Below are 16406 nucleotides of genomic sequence, written 5' to 3'. Positions count from 1 at the left end.
TCACTAATTATAAAGAATGAGTTTACAGAAAATATTATTTGTCGACCGCGACGGCACCCTGATCAAAGAGCCTGCTGATGAGCAAATTGATTCATTTTCCAAGCTGGAGTTTTATCCGGGCGCGTTAACCTATCTGCCCAAAATAGCCAAAGAACTTGATTTTGAACTGGTAATGGTTACCAACCAGGACGGTTTAGGAACTTCTGTTTATCCTGAAGATACATTTTGGCCTGTCCACAATTTCATCCTGCAAACCTTTGAAGGTGAAGGCGTAAAATTTGCTAACCAGATCATTGACCGTACTTTTGCGCGTGATAATGCCCCCACCCGTAAGCCGGGCACTGCACTGTTAACGCAATACTTAGATGCGGATAAATACGACCTGAAAAATTCGTTTACCATCGGCGATCGTAAAAACGATGTGCTGCTGGCAAAAAACCTGGGTGCAAAAGCTATCTGGCTTAACAACAACAGCAACCTTGGCGGCAACGAGTTTAGCGAAGCAGATCATATTGACGACGTTATCGCCCTTGAAACTACCGACTGGCAAAAGATCTATGAGTTTCTGAAACTTGGTCAGCGGGTATTTGAACATCGCCGTGCCACTAAGGAAACCGATATCTATATCAAAATAAACCTTGATGGTAAGGGCGATGCCAAAATATCAACCGGTTTGCATTTTTTTGACCACATGCTGGATCAGATTGCCCGTCATGGTAGTATTGACCTGGAAATTACAGCCAAAGGAGATCTGCATATCGACGAGCATCATACCATTGAAGATACCGGCATTGCTTTAGGCGAAGTATTTGCCGCTGCTTTGGGCAACAAAATGGGAATTGAACGTTACGGTTTCTGTTTGCCAATGGACGATTGCCTTGCACAAGCTGCTATTGATTTCGGCGGCCGTAACTGGCTTGTTTGGGAAGCCGATTTTAAACGCGAAAAAGTAGGCGATGTGCCTACCGAAATGTTCTACCACTTCTTCAAATCATTCAGCGATGCCTCAAAAAGCAACCTGAATATAAAAGCAGAAGGACAAAACGAACATCACAAAATTGAAGCTATATTTAAAGCCTTTGCCAAGGCAATAAAAGTGGCTGTAAAACGTGATGTAGATAAGATGGTTTTACCAAGCACTAAAGGGCTTTTGTAACTCCCCAGCCTCCTAAAGGGGGAGTAACTAATCAAAATGGAAACACCAGATCAAAACAATACATCGGGAACCGATAAAAGCCTCGCAGAGGCACCCCCTTCAGGGGGCGGGGGGGGTATCGGCATCATCCTATACGGAGCCGGAAACATATTTTCCCTAACTGCCGCTTTAGAGCGCTTAGGTATCCCCTATGGCTTTATAAACAGCGAGGAGGATTTTGACAAGTACGACCGCTATATCATCCCCGGTGTCGGACATGCGGGCGCAGCCATGAATAAGCTTAAAGCTACCGGGCTTGTACCTTCCATCAAAGCGTTAAAAAAGCCCACCCTCGGTATTTGTGTAGGTATGCAATTGCTTACCTCTTACTCTGAAGAGGGCGACTCTAACCTGTTGGATATCATACCGGTTAAAACTTTAAGGTTTAAAGATAGCGCCGATCATAAAGTGCCGCACACGGGCTGGAACAGGGTTTACCCTGAAAAGGACAACCCGCTATTTGAAAATATACCGTCAGGTTCACATTTTTACTTTGTACATTCATACTTTATTGAGTATGATAAAGCATACACTTTATTAGCCTCCGATTACGGAAATCAATTTTCGGCATCAATTTGGCTTGATAATTTTTACGGCGTACAATTTCACCCCGAAAAGTCGGGCGTGTTTGGCGAAACATTGTTAACTAATTTCTCAAAAATATAAAGGATATGTACATTATTCCTGCCATTGACATTTTGAACAAGAAGGTTGTCCGTCTTCGTGAAGGCGACTACAAACAGGTAACCGAATACGATGTTACCCTTGAAGAAATGATTGAACGCTACCAGAGCAACGGCACCAACTTCATCCACATTATCGACCTTAACGGCGCAAAAAATGATTTCAGCAATCAGCAGTACCTGTTTGACGTGATCCGTAAAACTGATATGAAGGTACAGTATGGCGGTGGTATACGCAGCATCGAAAAAGTAAAAGAGCTGATAGATGCAGGCGTTCACCGCGTTATTGTTGGCACGCAGGCACTTACCAACCCTGATTTTCTACCAGATCTGAGCAAAGAGATCTGCGGCAAAGACAAATGCTCCGACCAGGTGGTAGTAGCCATCGACGTACTTGACGAGGTAATCAAATACTCAGGCTGGATGGAAAGCTCCCCCATCAAACTGATGGATTACGTTGATAAATGCCTGGCTTTAGGTTTCTTCCGTTTCCTTTGTACTGACATTAATAAAGACGGTAAATTGGGCGGTGCCGGCATTGAACTGTACGAAAAACTGCTTGACCATTCTCCGTTCATTAAGTTGATCGCCTCAGGCGGCGTTAGCTCCATGAGCGATATCGAAAAACTTAACCGCTTAAAAGTTGAGTCGGTAGTAGTTGGCAAAGCCATATATGAGGGCCATATCACCATTGAAAACGTGAAACACTGGAATTTGGACGCATTGATATCGATATAATCGCCCCCTAACCCCCTAAAGGGGGAACAATAGTTTTATAATGAAAAGAAAAATGTTTTTGGGAGCAGATCGATTAGTCTTTCAAAACGCAGAAGCACTTCGTTATAGAATGACAGTTGCCGAAGAGTTACTTTGGGAACAATTAAAGGGTAAACGGTTGGGTGTAAAATTTCGAAGGCAGCATCCTTTAGGAATTTACATCGCTGATTTCTATTGTCACCAACATAAATTAATCATTGAATTGGATGGAAGTATTCATAATCTTCCTGATGTAATTCAAAATGATATTGTTAGACAAAACAACTTGGTTTCCGATGGACTTAAAGTATTGCGCTTTACCAATGACCAGGTGCTTAATAATTTAGAAAAAGTATTGGAAAATATAAATACGCAAATCAAAAGCTCCCCCTTTAGGGGGCGGGGGGGGTTAGCCAAGCGAATCATCCCCTGTCTTGACGTTAAAGACGGTCGTACGGTAAAAGGTGTAAACTTTGTTGACTTGCGCGATGCCGGCGACCCGGTTGAGCTGGCCTGGAATTACTCGAACCAGGGAGCCGACGAGTTGGTGTTTCTGGATATTACAGCAACCGTTGAACGCCGTAAAACTATGGTTGAACTGGTGAAAGCAGTAGCCAGGCAGATCAATATCCCATTCACCATTGGCGGCGGCATTAATGAAATTGCTGATGCCGATGCACTGCTCAATGCCGGAGCCGATAAAATCTCCATCAATTCGGCCGCGGTACGTAATCCTAAGCTGATAGATGAACTTGCTAATGCCTTCGGTGTTCAGTTTGTAGTAATAGCGGTTGATACCCGTAGCATTGGTGATAAAAATATAGTACACCTGAATGGCGGCAGGCTGCCAACCGAGCGCCAAACACTGGAGTGGATCCTGGAGGCTGAAAGCCGTGGTGCAGGCGAAATCCTGCTCACTTCTATGGATCATGACGGCACCAAAGGCGGCTTTGATAATGGTTTGCTGAAAACTGTTAATGATGCCGTGCATATCCCGGTGATAGCCTCGGGCGGTGCAGGCAAGGTTGAACACTTTGTTGATGTATTTGAGAAAACCAATGTGGATGCAGCACTGGCGGCTTCAGTGTTTCATTATGGTGAGATTTTGATACCGGATTTAAAGCGGATATTGCAAAGCAATAAAATAGAAGTTAGGATTTGAGACAACGCGGCGGCCTTGCGCGATTCCCTCCCTTGGGAGGGTGTAGGGAGGGGTTTCAGCAACAGATGTACCCCCCTCCCTGCCATTGCACATTCCCAATACACCCCTCCCCAGGGAGGAAATTAAAAGAAAAGAATGAATATAGATTTTGAAAAAACCGGCGGACTTGTCCCCGTAATTATACAGGACGAGCAAACTTTAGAGGTACTGATGCTGGGTTACATGAACCAGGAAGCTTATGATAAAACCGTTCAGGAAAATATCGTTACTTTTTATTCCCGTACAAAAAACCGTTTATGGACTAAGGGGGAAACCAGCAGCAACTTCCTGCATGTAAAAAGCATCAGCATTGATTGCGATAATGATACGCTGCTGATCAAAGTGAAAGCCGACGGCCCAACCTGTCATACAGGCTCACGCAGCTGCTTCAATACCGAATTTAATCAAAATTTTATCCTGGAGCTGGAAAATATCATTGCCGACAGATATACTAACCCGGTTGAAGGATCATATGTAAATAAACTTCGCAACAAAGGCCTTAACAAAATAGCCCAGAAAGTTGGTGAAGAAGGAGTTGAAACTGTTATCGCCGCCCTTGCCGAAACAGAAACCGACCTGATCAATGAATCATCAGACCTGGTTTTCCATCTATTGGTTCTGCTTCGTGAAAAAGGTTTAACACTGGAAACTATCGCTAAAAATTTAGAATCAAGACATAAGTAAATAGTTGGCAGTTTTGAGTTTGCAGCAGGCAGTTGGAGAGTTTTAACTAATATTGCAAAATACAAAACTATAAACTACCAACCGGCAACTGCAAACTGAAATGATCACCATCCAAAAAACAGCCGAGCTCACAGGCCATGCCAACCCAATATTCACGCTTGAGTTATCGCAAAAGCCGGGCATATTGTTTACGGGCGGAAATGATAAAGGACTGGTTGAATGGGGCTTGAATGATTTCACTTTTATTAAAGTGATGTTCCCGGTCAATGCATCTATTTATGCTATTCATTGTCCGGAGGGATATCCGCTAATGTTTGCGGGTTTGCGCAGCGGCGAAGTTCTGGTGTTTGATTTTATTCAGCAAAAATTGCTCAAACCTTTAAGGCACCACCGCAAGGCTATCTTCGATATCAAATCATCAGTTAAAAAAGATGAGTTATTAATAGCATCGGAAGATGGCACCGTATCTGTATGGAACCTTAAAACGCTTGAAATGGTGCACAGCATAACAGTATCCAGGGACACCGTTCGTTGTATTGCCGTTTCGCCGGATCAAAAACAGGTGGCATTCGGTTGCCGGGATAATCACATCGCCATTTACGACCTGGAAGATTATACTATTATTAAAGCTCTTCACGGCCATACTATGGCTGTTTTTGCGCTTGTCTACAGTCCCGATGGGAGTTACATCGCTTCCGGCTCAAGAGATGCACAGGTAAAGATTTGGGATAGCAGCAGTTATCATGAAATAAAAAATGTTCCTGCCCATTTATTTGCGGTGAACCATATTGCATTCCATCCCACCCTACCCTATTTTGCTACCGCCAGCATGGATAAAAGTATCAAGATTTGGGGATCGGACGATTTTAAACTCTACAAAAATATCAGCAGGGAAAAAGGTTATCCAGGCCACGTGCTATCTATCAATAAATTAGCATGGGGAACATCCAACCAGCTCCTTTCGGTAAGCGACGATAAAAAGATAATTTCATGGGAGATTAAATTTAGTTGACATTCATCTTTTTTTCAGGAAACTTATCTTACCAAATTAACTACCTTCCCTACGTATACCTTTACCATTTTTAGAAAAAATAAGGCATGGAGCTAATTAAAAAAACGCCTGATACCGCACAGATTATGTGTGTGCTTTTTTTGTTCAAGTGAGTAAATTCCATCTTCATTAATGGTGTCAATTTTAACCCTGCCCGATGCATGGATAATATGTTCATTATTAAGCATAATACCCACATGCGTTACCCGGCCTTCGGCATTATCAAAAAAAGCCAGGTCGCCCAGCCTTGCATCCTTTATTGAATCAATTTTAATACCTTCTTTTACCTGCATGCTTGCATCCCGCTTAATTCTGAGGCCTTTAAGTTTGTAAACCATTTGCGTAAAACCTGAGCAATCAATACCAAAATGCGTTCGCCCGCCCCACAAGTAAGGAGAGTTCAGAAAAGCTTTAGCGGTGTCAGCAATGTCTTCAGGCTCACCAATTTTACCAATTATTTCAAAACGTTCATGGCCAATGCGGCATGAGGTCCCTTCTAAAAAAGCAAGCGAACTGCCCGCCGGTAAATAAACAACGCTGTTATCGCTTATTTTCCAGGCTTGTGTAACGGCATGGTAAGTGAGCTTTGAGGGATGGTTCTTGATATTTTTATACGCTATATGACCAAGCATAGCAAATTGCAAGCGGCCTATCCACCCAATATACCCATCAGCCTCGGCAATGATCTTAACCCAGTTGTTTTGCCACTCGGTAATTTCAAATGCTTCACCAAATAATAATTGCGATACCTGCTCGCTCCGCTCGTTAGGCTCGGCCCTCAGTGGGATTACAGCAAGATTACATATCCCGTACTCCATAGTTCTGTAATGTCAAATAAACAAAAAATCTGGCGCGTATTTTCAATCTATACGCGGTTAACATTTAAATATGATATTATTTAATAATTGGTATCAGTAACTTTTGGGGTAAAAGCTATACGATAATACAAAATATTTTTGAAATATTTAACCCAACAGAAATCTTCTGACAATCCTTAATATTTAATTTATCACTCGCTGAATCATCGCTAACTAAAAAGGGACATGCATTGCATATCCCTTTTAATATCCTTAAAATAAAATCCTATTCGTTCATATGCAGCCACTCTTTTTTGGCAAGCAGCTCTTCTTCGCTTTCGCGGATATCTTCGTCATCAACACAACAATCTACCGGGCAAACAGCAGCACACTGGGGTTCATCATGGAAACCCACACATTCGGTACACTTATCGGGTACTATATAATAAATATCGTCAGATAATGCAGCCTGTGTTTCTTCGGCATTCAAGGTGTTACCATCGCCAAAATCAATAACCCCTTTCAGGCCTGTCCCGTCGCTAAAACGCCAGGCCGCTCCTGCATCATAAATAGCATTATTAGGGCATTCCGGCTCGCAGGCCCCGCAGTTTATGCATTCGTCGGTGATTTTAATCGCCATATTTCTAAATATCTAATAATCTCAATTAACTTTGCCTGCAAATTGCAAGTGCACAAATATAACAAAAAAAGGCTTTAAGGGTTTAATCCCTTAACATATATATGTCAAAAATTAATCCAAAAAACTCAATAAATTCATTTTCGGAATTAGGCAGGCAACTTCTATCGCCCGATGCAGCATTAAGCGCCCTTATTGAAAATGAGCAATACCATAATGCATGGTTTACACCTGCAAGCGTATCTGAAGCGGTAACCGCCATCGGCAACATGCTTAACCAGGCCGATCTAACTACCTGGCTTTCGAAATATGTGCTTGAAACAGGCAAATCTTCAAAAAACGTAGGGCTTATACTGGCAGGCAACATCCCGCTGGTAGGGTTTCACGACGTGCTTTGTGTTATTGCTTCCAGCAACAAGGCGCTTATCAAAGCCTCATCACAGGATGCACGACTCATCAAAGCTGTATTGGAAAAACTGGTAGCCATTGATCCTGATTTTGCCGGCAGTTTTAGCTTTGTTGACAGGCTGGAAGGTTTCGACGCCATTATAGCCACTGGCAGCAACAACAGCTCGCGCTATTTTGATTACTATTTTAGTAAAGTTCCTAACATCATCCGCAAAAACCGCAATAGCATCGCTGTATTGGGCGGCAAGGAAACCGCCGCCGAACTTTTCAATCTCGGCCATGACATTTTAGATTATTACGGCCTTGGCTGTCGCAACGTATCCAAAATACTGGTACCAGAGGGGTATGACTTTACTTTCTTTTTTGAATCGATAGAAGATCATAAAGCCATTATCAATCATCATAAATACAACAATAATTACGATTATAACAAATCCATTTACCTGGTTAACGGTGATAAACATTTTGATAACGGTTTTTTGATGGTTAAAGAAGATGACAGGCTGACATCTCCGCTGTCAGTATTATTCTTTAACTACTATCATGACATGGCAGGGGTCGAAAATATCATCGATCAGAATGCGGAAAATATCCAGTGTATAGTGAGCAAACTACCGCTGCAGGTTACAAGCCAGGTAGTAGGTTTTGGACAAAGCCAGCAACCCAAACTATGGGATTATGCCGACGGCGTGGATACGATGGAATTTTTGTCAAGTCTTTAAATAAATAATACCTTTGGGAAGTAAGGTGAAAGGATAAAGGTAAAAGGCGAAAGGTTACTACCTTTTTCACTTTAAAAGGCACCTTTTGCCTTTTACCTTTCAGCTTTAACCTTAAAAAAATGTATATCATAAAAGTTAAAGGTGTCGCTAAAATACCCGATTATGTGCAGTTGCGTGATGATAAATTTACGCTGCTGGCTTATTTCAGGGTTGACAGGCCGGATAAATCGCTGGACAAAGTTGGCTTGGGCGACAAGGCCGACGAAATCATGAATATTATCAAAGACCTGCCGTTTGGGCAGATCTTAAAATTAGAGCTATAAAAACGATGATTGGAAATTCTATAATAAAACTAAACAACGTTGATATTTTTCAACAGGCGCACCTGGTACTTTCAAACGTGAATTTACATGTTGATAAAGGTGACTTTGTGTGGCTGATAGGTCAGACAGGGTCAGGAAAAAGCAGCCTGCTGAAAGTAATTTATGGCGATTTGGGAATTAAAGCCGGTACCGGTCATGCCTGTGGTTATGAATTAAGCAAGCTGCCCAGCCGCGACATTCCCTACCTGCGTCGTAAACTGGGTATAGTTTTCCAGGATTTCCAATTACTTACTGATCGTACCATTGAGCAAAATCTCAACTTTGTAATGCGTGCGACCGGTTGGAACGATAAAAAGCTGATTGCAGATAAAGCTCTTGATGTACTTGAAAAAGTTGGCCTGCGGTCAAAATTAAAGAAAATGCCTCACGAACTTTCAGGCGGCGAGCAGCAGCGTGTGGTTATAGCGCGCGCCCTGCTTAATGATCCAGAAATAATCCTGGCCGATGAACCTACGGGCAACCTCGACCCCGAAACATCTGAAGAAATTGTACTCCTGCTGAAACAGATCAGTCAATCGGGCACTGCTGTACTGGTAGCCACGCACGATTATCACATTATCCGCGCTTTTCCGTCGCGTATTATCAAATGCGAGAACGGTAAGGTTTTGGAAGATGTGGAGATATAAACTAAACCATGATTTTTAGGATTTAAGGATGTCCCTGATGCATAAAACTCAAGGCATCCTTAAATCAGGCGAATCATGGTTCTGGTTTGCCCATTTGGCGCTTCCCCTGTCATCCTTTCTTAAAATTACTACATGCCACTGACAGCTTGACTGCTTTACAGTTGTGGCAAGATACTTGATTGGCACTACTCGCTATGAAATTTAACGATATGTTGAAGAAAAAGAAGAAAGAAAATACGGATAATACTGAAAATATAAACGAAGTGAACAACGAGCAATTACATGACGAGGGGCAGGAACAAGCCCCGATAGCAGAAGCTACAGCCACGGAAACCCAACAGGAAACTGCTGCTGCCGCAACTGTCGAAGAAAAATTGAAAGAAGAACTGGCACAGGCTAATGACAAGTACTTGCGTTTATATGCCGAATTTGATAACTTTAGAAGGCGTACCATTAAAGAACGCGAGGAAGCCCGCAAAACTGAAGGTAAAGATGTAATTGTGGCTTTACTACCCGTACTTGACGACTTTGAGCGCGCGCAACGCGCTATGGATAAGGCTACCGAAGTGGCCCCGGTTAAAGAGGGCGTTACTTTGATCCAAAACAAGCTGAAAAATATACTTGGCCAAAAAGGCCTGAAAGAAATGACATCAATAGGCAATGCCTTTGATGCCGACCTGCATGAAGCCATCACCAATATTCCTGCACCTACTGATGACCTTAAAGGCAAGGTAATGGACGAAATGGAAAAAGGCTATACCCTTAACGACAAAGTGATCCGCTTTGCTAAAGTGGTTGTAGGAGCATAAAAATTAATTATTGAATGATTGATTTAGTGAATTAGTGGTTTAATCACTTTTCGCTTAATCAATCATTCTGCATTACAAATAAAATCATGAGTTTGGATTATTGGTTGGGACGCCGCATATAATTCGCTAACTCACTAACTCATTAATTCGACATTAAATAACATGGCTAAAAGAGATTATTACGATGTGCTTGGGGTTGCGAAAGGCGCAAGTGCTGATGACATAAAAAAAGCATATCGTAAAATGGCTATTAAATATCACCCTGATAAAAACCAGGGCGATAAGGAAGCGGAAGAAAAGTTTAAGGAAGCTGCCGAAGCTTACGAAGTACTAAGCACTCCCGAAAAACGTCAGCGTTATGATCAGTTTGGCCATGCAGCCAACGCTTCATCGCCAAATGGTGGCGGTTATGGTGGCGGTGGCATGAATATGGACGACATATTTAGCCAGTTTGGCGATATTTTTGGCGGAGGCAGTCCGTTTGAAGGCTTCTTTGGCGGCGGCCGTCAAAGCGGCGGCGGCAGGCGTGTAGCCCGCGGTAGTAACCTGCGTATTAAAGTGCGCTTAACACTTGAAGAAATTGCCAACGGGGCCGAAAAGAAAATCAAGGTTAACAAGCAGATCATCTGTAAAACCTGCGACGGCAGCGGTGCTAAGGACAAATCATCGTTCCAAACCTGCAAAACCTGCGGTGGTTCAGGTGCGGTACGCAGAGTAACCAATACCATTTTAGGCCAGATGCAAACCACCAGCACCTGCCCTACCTGTAACGGCGAAGGTTCAACCATACTGTCAAAATGTAATGTTTGTCATGGTGACGGCGTGGTTCGCGGTGAAGAGCTGATCACCATCCAGGTGCCTGCAGGTGTTAGCGAAGGTATGCAGTTGAGCATGAGCGGTAAAGGTAATGCAGCCCCACGCGGCGGTGTTCCCGGCGACCTTATCATCCTGATTGAAGAAGTACCTCACGAAACATTAAAACGTGATGGCAACAATGTGATCTATGATCTGCATGTAAACTTTGTTGATGCAACTTTAGGCACATCTATTGAAGTGCCAACCATTGACGGTAAAGCCAAAATAAAAATTGACCCCGGAACACAAGGAGGCAAAATCCTGCGCCTGAAAGGTAAGGGACTACCAGAAGTAAACTCATATCACCGTGGTGATCAGTTGGTGCACATTAACATATGGACACCAAAAGCATTAAGCCGCGAGGAGCGTGAGATCCTGGAAAAACTGCAAGGTTCTCCTAACTTTAAACCCAATCCGGGCAAAAACGAAAAAAGTTTCTTTGAACGGATGAAGGAATACTTTGAATAGTATTTGCTTTAGGTAAAAGGATAAAGGCGAAAGCTGAAAAATATATCAAAGCCCGGAGTTATTATGACTTTGGGCTTTTTAGTTTCTCAACGCAAGTTAAAGCGCGGACGTGTGACTGACATTATATCACCCCAGCTTTTTCCAACTCCACCTGCATTTGCTGCTGCAAACTTAGGGCTTCCGCGCGGGCGGCGTCGGCAAAATCTTCACCGTTGCTTGCATATAATATAGAACGCGACGAGTTTACAATAAGGCCACAATCTTTAGTAATACCGTATTTGCAAACTTCTTCCAGGCTTCCGCCCTGCGCCCCTACTCCGGGTACCAGTAAAAAGCTATCTGGCGCGTATGCGCGGATATTGGTAAATTCGGTGCTTTTAGTAGCCCCTACTACGTACATGATCCTGTCGGCTCCGGCCCAGGTGTTGGCCTTTTTTATCACATTTTCATATAAATACCCATCCCCGGTTTGCAGGTATTGAAAATCCTTACTACCTACAGATGATGTTAGGGCCAAAATAATAACCCATTTACCCTCGTAAGCAAGATATGGTGTAACACTGTCATTACCCATATAAGGCGTAATGGTTATAGCATCAAAGCTCATCCCGCCCGATTGCTCATCAAAAAATGCTTTGGCATATTTATCGGATGTATTGCCGATATCGCCCCGTTTAGCGTCAATGATGCTTAAACAATCTTTGGGCAGGTATTTATAGGTATCAATTAAGCTTTGTAATCCTTTTATACCATAGGCTTCGTAAAAAGCGGCATTAGGCTTATAAGCTATACAGAGATCCTGCGTAGCATCAACGATGCGTTTGTTAAATTCAAGTACAGGATCGGGATATGATCTTAAAAATTCGGGAATCTTGTTGAGATCGGGATCAAGCCCAACACATAAAAACGATTTCTTTTTTTTGATTTGTTCAATTAATTCCTGGCGGGACATCATCAGCGACTGAATAATATTTTAATTGTCAAAAAAACTAAAAATTTGGCTTATGTGTTCTGATATAAGTGATATTTATTTAATTAATTTGAAATTAAAGAATAATTGTTTACACTTGCATCGTTTTCCATTGAATTTTTCTTGCACTAAAGAAACAATTTAAATCACCACGCTTTTTATTATCACTTTAAATAATACTTGCATGGGGTTGGATGTTTACTAAAACAAGGTTTCAAGATCAATTTCTTTCAATTATAGCCTCATATGTTTTTACATGTGGTCAAGCTTTAACACTTGCATAGAAATTTTTGCCGTTTGAAAACAAATTACAATTAAAAAATCCCATTGAACTATAATTCATATCATGTCTGATAAAATTGAATTGAACGACAAACTCGTTTCTGAGTTGCGCGAAATTGCCAGAAATTTAGGTATTGCTGAGGCCGACGAACTACGTAAAGCTCAGCTTGTTGCCCGTATTATTGAACAACAACAGCTTATTGAAGCCGCCAGGGCCCAACAAGATCTAATTGAATCAAACTATACCCCTACACCCGAGCCAGGCGAAGCGCCTGCCGAAACAATTGAAAAACCCCGAAAAAGAACCCGTGTTATAAAAACCAAAGATTCATCAAAACCGCGTATAGAGGTTCCTTTAGATGATACCAATCTTTTTGATGCGCAGGATGATGAGCCATCACAGGAAGATCCGGAAACTGAAATTCCTGCTGTAACCACAGAAACGGAAGCGCCGCAAGCCGGTGAAACAGTTAGTCGTACAGAAGAAGTTGTTCCGGAAGCCCGCCCGCAAAAATTTGAGCGCAGGGTTAACAGCAACAACCAAAACCAGCAAAAAGCACAGGAACCGCCAATCAATCTCGATTTTGATAATGTAATTGTAAATGAGGGTGTTTTGGAAATCATGCCTGATGGTTATGGCTTCCTTCGTTCATCTGATTATAACTACCTTACTTCTCCCGATGATATTTACGTATCACAATCGCAGATAAAACTATTCGGCCTTAAAACAGGTGATACTGTTAGGGGCAGCATCCGCCCACCGAAAGAAGGTGAAAAATACTTCCCGCTGGTACGTGTTGAGGCCATTAACGGCCGAATCCCGGCCGAAGTGCGTGACCGCGTTCCGTTTGATCACTTAACGCCATTGTTCCCTTCCGAAAAGCTGAGCCTCTTCACCGATCCGAACAACTATTCAACCCGCATTATGGACCTGTTTTCGCCTATTGGTAAAGGTCAGCGTGGTTTAATCGTGGCACAGCCAAAAACTGGTAAAACCATGTTATTAAAGGATGTGGCCAATGCTATTGCCAAAAACCATCCTGAAGTATACCTTATTATATTGCTGATAGACGAACGTCCGGAAGAGGTTACCGACATGGCCCGTAGTGTACGAGCCGAAGTTGTATCATCAACCTTTGATGAGCCAGCCGAACGCCACGTAAAAATTGCTAATATTGTACTTGAAAAATCAAAACGTATGGTGGAGTGTGGCCATGACGTAGTGATCCTCCTTGACTCTATCACCCGTTTGGCACGCGCTTATAATACTGTTGCCCCTGCATCAGGTAAAATATTATCAGGCGGTGTTGATGCTAACGCATTGCACAAACCTAAACGCTTTTTTGGCGCCGCGCGTAACATTGAGGATGGCGGTTCATTAACTATCATCGCCACAGCGCTTACCGAAACCGGCTCAAAAATGGATGAGGTTATTTTTGAAGAATTTAAAGGTACCGGCAACATGGAGTTACAACTGGATCGTAAATTATCAAATAAACGCATCTTCCCTGCTATCGATATCACCGCTTCAAGTACCCGCCGCGACGACTTATTGCTTGACCGTGACACGCTTCAGCGTATCTGGATCCTTCGCAATCACCTTGCCGATATGAATTCGCAGGAATCAATGGAGTTTTTACAAGCTCAAATAAGGGGCACAAAAACTAACGAAGAATTTCTGATTTCGATGAATTCGTAATATTTTAGCGATAATGAAGTTATAAGTAAGTAGAATATTATTTGTAACTTCATTATTACTTAATAAATTCCTGATAACTTCGATGGCGAAATGAAGAGACGCGTCAAAAAACACCTTCCAAATGCTATTACCTGCGCCAACCTTTTTAGCGGTTGTATAGGTATAGTTTTCGCTTTCCAGGGTAACCTCATAGTGGCTGCTTATGCCATTTTTCTTTCCTCAATATTTGATTTTTTTGATGGCCTTGCATCAAGGGTTTTAAACTCCTATTCATTTATTGGTAAAGACCTCGATTCGCTGGCCGATATGGTGAGCTTTGGCGTACTGCCGTCGGTGATTATGTACGAACTATTTTTACAGGCTCCGCAAATAGACAACATAAGTCACCTGTTAAACTTCGTTGCATTCCTTTTACCGGTATTTTCGGCGTTGAGGCTTGCCAAGTTCAATAACGACACGCGGCAATCAGATAGCTTTATCGGTTTACCAACACCAGCAAACGCCATCCTTATAGCATCGCTGCCTTTAATAGTACAGCAGTACGATGCTTTGGCACATTACATTTTAAATCCTTACCTTCTAACAGTCCTGGTTTTAATAATGTGTACCCTACTGGTATCCGAAATACCGCTCATGTCGCTTAAATTCAAGAACCGCGACTTTAACAAAAACATTTTCCGTTATTTACTGCTCTTGTTTTCGGCAATACTCATACTATTTTTTAAATTTGTGGCCGTTCCGGTGGTTATATTTATTTATATCACCTTATCTCTAATTCAAACAAAACTCACAAATGACAAAGTTCCAGGCTGAAATCGACGTAATGCCCAAAAAAGAAATACTTGATCCACAAGGAAAAGCAGTAACCGGTAGCATGAAAAACCTTGGCTTAGCCGAAATTCATAACGTGCGCATTGGCAAACACATTACGCTTGAAATAGAAGCTGAAAATGCCGAAGCTGCCAGCGCCAAAGTTGACCAGGCCTGCAAAAACCTACTGGCCAACCTGATTATGGAAAGCTATACTTTTAAAATATCTAAAGTTTAGGTTAAAGGCGAAAGGCTTTTTTAGGATAAAGGCGAAAGGTAAAAGGCCAAAGGTTTCTTATCTGCATAAACAACTAAAACTTTATAAAATACAAAAGGCAAAAGGGAAACCTCTTGCCTTTGCTTTTTATATCTAAGCGGCGAAACTTTCACCTTTCACCTTTCACCTTTCACCTTTCACCTTTCACCTTTCACCTTTCACCTTAAAGACTTACAAATTAGCTTCCTTCTCGGCTTTAATTTCCTTTAAAGTGATGAGGTTTGCAGATACCATACTGTTTACCTGGTTAAATTTTTCAAATATTTCGGTTGGGTTTTGACCGCCGGCTTTACAGGCCAGCTCAACTTCCTGTATGGTAGCCTGACTTATGGGCATACCAAAAAAACCAAGGTTAGGCTTTAATTTATGAGCTGCCTGGGCTGCTAACGCCCAATCCTGGTTATTTAACGCGTTGCTGATCGTATTAAGTAGATCGGGCGATTGCTCAAGGAACATCCCAATCGAGTCAACAATAAAATCGTCGCTACCATCGGCAATCTCGTATAAAAAAGAAAGATCAAGGTCCTGTTCTGGTGAAATATCTGCCATTATAAAAGCTTTGTGTTTATTCAAAAATATGCTTTTTTACGATTAAGTTATCCTTTAGTTCATCCTTTAGCTGCAAAATATTTTTTTTGAACACAGGATGAATAAGGTTAGGTGCTATCTCGGCCAGGGGGATCAGCGTAAAACTGCGTTTATACAATTCGGGATGGGGCACCACCAGGTTAAAATCATGGATCACTTCATCGCCATAAAACAAAATATCAATATCAATAATGCGCGATCCCCATTTAACCTCCCGCTTACGACCCATTTGCAGTTCGATATTCAATATTTTTTCCAACACGTCCTGCGCCGACAGATCAGTTTGGAGCATCAGCACCTGGTTTAAATAGTCGGGCTCATCGGTTTTACCCCACGACTGGGTTTCATAAACCGACGATATCAGTTTAACCGGAGCAATCTGGGCCGAAATAGATTCAATTGCCTGCTGCAGAAACAATTCGCGGGTACCGAGGTTGCTCCCAAGTAATAAAAAAACATCAATCATGTTGTAACAAATATAATGGAAACCGCTCTTAGCATTATA

At 42.2% G+C, this 16406-nt stretch carries 19 protein-coding genes and 1 pseudogene; 15 read left to right on the top strand and 5 right to left on the bottom strand.

Annotated elements, in window-relative coordinates:
- The first annotated feature begins 16 nt into the window (after positions 1–16).
- The 7 genes and pseudogenes from hisB to ABIC84_RS00725 all read left to right on the top strand — a co-directional run bounded on the left by hisB (position 17) and on the right by ABIC84_RS00725 (position 5531).
- A complete protein-coding gene (gene hisB, locus ABIC84_RS00755; protein ID WP_090526576.1) occupies positions 17–1156 on the top strand; it encodes a bifunctional histidinol-phosphatase/imidazoleglycerol-phosphate dehydratase HisB in 1140 nt (379 codons plus the stop codon).
- 36 nt (positions 1157–1192) lie between these two features.
- Entirely contained in the window at positions 1193–1861 is a 669-nt protein-coding gene (hisH, locus tag ABIC84_RS00750; protein ID WP_090526574.1) for an imidazole glycerol phosphate synthase subunit HisH, read from the top strand.
- 5 nt (positions 1862–1866) lie between these two features.
- Positions 1867–2616, top strand: a complete 750-nt coding sequence (locus tag ABIC84_RS00745; RefSeq protein ID WP_090526572.1) for a HisA/HisF-related TIM barrel protein — start codon at positions 1867–1869, stop codon at positions 2614–2616.
- A gap of 40 nt (positions 2617–2656) precedes the next feature.
- Positions 2657–3001: pseudogene (locus ABIC84_RS00740) on the top strand (endonuclease domain-containing protein); the annotation flags it as partial.
- 9 nt (positions 3002–3010) lie between these two features.
- On the top strand, positions 3011–3796 hold the full coding sequence (hisF, locus tag ABIC84_RS00735; RefSeq protein ID WP_229701594.1) for an imidazole glycerol phosphate synthase subunit HisF: 786 nt from the start codon (positions 3011–3013) through the stop codon (positions 3794–3796).
- A 135-nt stretch (positions 3797–3931) separates the two neighbouring features.
- Entirely contained in the window at positions 3932–4519 is a 588-nt protein-coding gene (gene hisIE / locus ABIC84_RS00730; protein ID WP_091162321.1) for a bifunctional phosphoribosyl-AMP cyclohydrolase/phosphoribosyl-ATP diphosphatase HisIE, read from the top strand.
- Positions 4520–4619: 100 nt separating this feature from the next.
- Positions 4620–5531, top strand: a complete 912-nt coding sequence (locus ABIC84_RS00725) for a WD40 repeat domain-containing protein (protein WP_429262368.1) — start codon at positions 4620–4622, stop codon at positions 5529–5531.
- A 92-nt stretch (positions 5532–5623) separates the two neighbouring features.
- Here the strand turns inward: ABIC84_RS00725 and ABIC84_RS00720 are convergent, their stop codons facing one another.
- Both ABIC84_RS00720 and ABIC84_RS00715 read right to left on the bottom strand, forming a co-directional pair.
- Entirely contained in the window at positions 5624–6388 is a 765-nt protein-coding gene (locus tag ABIC84_RS00720; RefSeq protein WP_429262367.1) for an NlpC/P60 family protein, read from the bottom strand.
- A gap of 265 nt (positions 6389–6653) precedes the next feature.
- Entirely contained in the window at positions 6654–7007 is a 354-nt protein-coding gene (locus tag ABIC84_RS00715; protein WP_321561322.1) for a 4Fe-4S dicluster domain-containing protein, read from the bottom strand.
- A gap of 101 nt (positions 7008–7108) precedes the next feature.
- Here ABIC84_RS00715 and ABIC84_RS00710 point away from each other — a divergent pair, with 101 nt between their 5' ends.
- The 5 genes from ABIC84_RS00710 (at position 7109) to dnaJ (ending at position 11275) form a co-directional block, all read left to right on the top strand.
- Positions 7109–8134 carry an acyl-CoA reductase gene (locus tag ABIC84_RS00710; protein ID WP_429262366.1) on the top strand — a complete coding sequence of 342 codons (1026 nt, stop codon included), beginning with the start codon at positions 7109–7111 and terminating at the stop codon, positions 8132–8134.
- Between the two features lie 119 nt (positions 8135–8253).
- Positions 8254–8457, top strand: a complete 204-nt coding sequence (locus ABIC84_RS00705) for a fructose-6-phosphate aldolase (protein WP_090526558.1) — start codon at positions 8254–8256, stop codon at positions 8455–8457.
- Positions 8458–8462: 5 nt separating this feature from the next.
- Positions 8463–9143 (top strand): cell division ATP-binding protein FtsE, encoded by a 681-nt coding sequence (locus ABIC84_RS00700; protein WP_090526556.1) that lies wholly within the window; start codon positions 8463–8465, stop codon positions 9141–9143.
- A gap of 194 nt (positions 9144–9337) precedes the next feature.
- Positions 9338–9952, top strand: a complete 615-nt coding sequence (locus tag ABIC84_RS00695) for a nucleotide exchange factor GrpE (protein WP_429262365.1) — start codon at positions 9338–9340, stop codon at positions 9950–9952.
- 162 nt (positions 9953–10114) lie between these two features.
- On the top strand, positions 10115–11275 hold the full coding sequence (gene dnaJ, locus ABIC84_RS00690; protein ID WP_426586440.1) for a molecular chaperone DnaJ: 1161 nt from the start codon (positions 10115–10117) through the stop codon (positions 11273–11275).
- A gap of 121 nt (positions 11276–11396) precedes the next feature.
- Here the strand turns inward: dnaJ and pyrF are convergent, their stop codons facing one another.
- A complete protein-coding gene (gene pyrF / locus ABIC84_RS00685; protein ID WP_429262711.1) occupies positions 11397–12227 on the bottom strand; it encodes an orotidine-5'-phosphate decarboxylase in 831 nt (276 codons plus the stop codon).
- A gap of 364 nt (positions 12228–12591) precedes the next feature.
- On the opposite strand from pyrF, the gene rho reads away from it, so the two are divergent.
- The 3 genes from rho to purS all read left to right on the top strand — a co-directional run bounded on the left by rho (position 12592) and on the right by purS (position 15274).
- A complete protein-coding gene (rho, locus tag ABIC84_RS00680) occupies positions 12592–14226 on the top strand; it encodes a transcription termination factor Rho (RefSeq protein ID WP_429262364.1) in 1635 nt (544 codons plus the stop codon).
- Between the two features lie 90 nt (positions 14227–14316).
- Positions 14317–15039: a CDP-diacylglycerol--serine O-phosphatidyltransferase gene (gene pssA, locus ABIC84_RS00675; RefSeq protein WP_429262363.1), complete on the top strand. Its 723-nt coding sequence runs from the start codon at positions 14317–14319 to the stop codon at positions 15037–15039.
- Entirely contained in the window at positions 15020–15274 is a 255-nt protein-coding gene (purS, locus tag ABIC84_RS00670; protein WP_413322078.1) for a phosphoribosylformylglycinamidine synthase subunit PurS, read from the top strand. Before pssA ends, purS begins: the two co-directional genes overlap by 20 nt.
- A 210-nt stretch (positions 15275–15484) precedes the next feature.
- On the opposite strand, the gene ABIC84_RS00665 is transcribed toward purS, so the two are convergent.
- Both ABIC84_RS00665 and folK read right to left on the bottom strand, forming a co-directional pair.
- Positions 15485–15862, bottom strand: coding sequence for an Hpt domain-containing protein (locus tag ABIC84_RS00665; RefSeq protein ID WP_112655708.1), 378 nt, complete (start codon positions 15860–15862; stop codon positions 15485–15487).
- A 16-nt stretch (positions 15863–15878) separates the two neighbouring features.
- Positions 15879–16367: a 2-amino-4-hydroxy-6-hydroxymethyldihydropteridine diphosphokinase gene (gene folK / locus ABIC84_RS00660; RefSeq protein WP_176627631.1), complete on the bottom strand. Its 489-nt coding sequence runs from the start codon at positions 16365–16367 to the stop codon at positions 15879–15881.
- Between the last annotated feature and the right edge of the window lie 39 nt (positions 16368–16406).

The sequence above is a fragment of the Mucilaginibacter sp. 3215 genome, from assembly GCF_050433785.1.
GTDB lineage: Bacteria > Bacteroidota > Bacteroidia > Sphingobacteriales > Sphingobacteriaceae > Mucilaginibacter.
This window is presented reverse-complemented; position numbering and strand designations above follow the sequence as displayed.

What these genes read in the sequence shown, in the direction of transcription:
- ABIC84_RS00705 (WP_090526558.1), top strand. Translation starts at nt 8,254, where the DNA reads ATGTATATCATAAAAGTTAAAGGTGTCGCTAAAATACCCGATTATGTG.
- ABIC84_RS00745 (WP_090526572.1), top strand. Translation starts at nt 1,867, where the DNA reads ATGTACATTATTCCTGCCATTGACATTTTGAACAAGAAGGTTGTCCGT.
- pyrF (WP_429262711.1), bottom strand. Translation starts at nt 12,227, where the DNA reads ATGTCCCGCCAGGAATTAATTGAACAAATCAAAAAAAAGAAATCGTTT.
- dnaJ (WP_426586440.1), top strand. Translation starts at nt 10,115, where the DNA reads ATGGCTAAAAGAGATTATTACGATGTGCTTGGGGTTGCGAAAGGCGCA.
- pssA (WP_429262363.1), top strand. Translation starts at nt 14,317, where the DNA reads ATGAAGAGACGCGTCAAAAAACACCTTCCAAATGCTATTACCTGCGCC.
- purS (WP_413322078.1), top strand. Translation starts at nt 15,020, where the DNA reads ATGACAAAGTTCCAGGCTGAAATCGACGTAATGCCCAAAAAAGAAATA.
- ABIC84_RS00700 (WP_090526556.1), top strand. Translation starts at nt 8,463, where the DNA reads ATGATTGGAAATTCTATAATAAAACTAAACAACGTTGATATTTTTCAA.
- ABIC84_RS00715 (WP_321561322.1), bottom strand. Translation starts at nt 7,007, where the DNA reads ATGGCGATTAAAATCACCGACGAATGCATAAACTGCGGGGCCTGCGAG.
- folK (WP_176627631.1), bottom strand. Translation starts at nt 16,367, where the DNA reads ATGATTGATGTTTTTTTATTACTTGGGAGCAACCTCGGTACCCGCGAA.
- ABIC84_RS00725 (WP_429262368.1), top strand. Translation starts at nt 4,620, where the DNA reads ATGATCACCATCCAAAAAACAGCCGAGCTCACAGGCCATGCCAACCCA.
- ABIC84_RS00710 (WP_429262366.1), top strand. Translation starts at nt 7,109, where the DNA reads ATGTCAAAAATTAATCCAAAAAACTCAATAAATTCATTTTCGGAATTA.
- rho (WP_429262364.1), top strand. Translation starts at nt 12,592, where the DNA reads ATGTCTGATAAAATTGAATTGAACGACAAACTCGTTTCTGAGTTGCGC.
- ABIC84_RS00720 (WP_429262367.1), bottom strand. Translation starts at nt 6,388, where the DNA reads ATGGAGTACGGGATATGTAATCTTGCTGTAATCCCACTGAGGGCCGAG.
- ABIC84_RS00695 (WP_429262365.1), top strand. Translation starts at nt 9,338, where the DNA reads ATGAAATTTAACGATATGTTGAAGAAAAAGAAGAAAGAAAATACGGAT.
- hisB (WP_090526576.1), top strand. Translation starts at nt 17, where the DNA reads ATGAGTTTACAGAAAATATTATTTGTCGACCGCGACGGCACCCTGATC.
- hisH (WP_090526574.1), top strand. Translation starts at nt 1,193, where the DNA reads ATGGAAACACCAGATCAAAACAATACATCGGGAACCGATAAAAGCCTC.
- hisIE (WP_091162321.1), top strand. Translation starts at nt 3,932, where the DNA reads ATGAATATAGATTTTGAAAAAACCGGCGGACTTGTCCCCGTAATTATA.
- ABIC84_RS00665 (WP_112655708.1), bottom strand. Translation starts at nt 15,862, where the DNA reads ATGGCAGATATTTCACCAGAACAGGACCTTGATCTTTCTTTTTTATAC.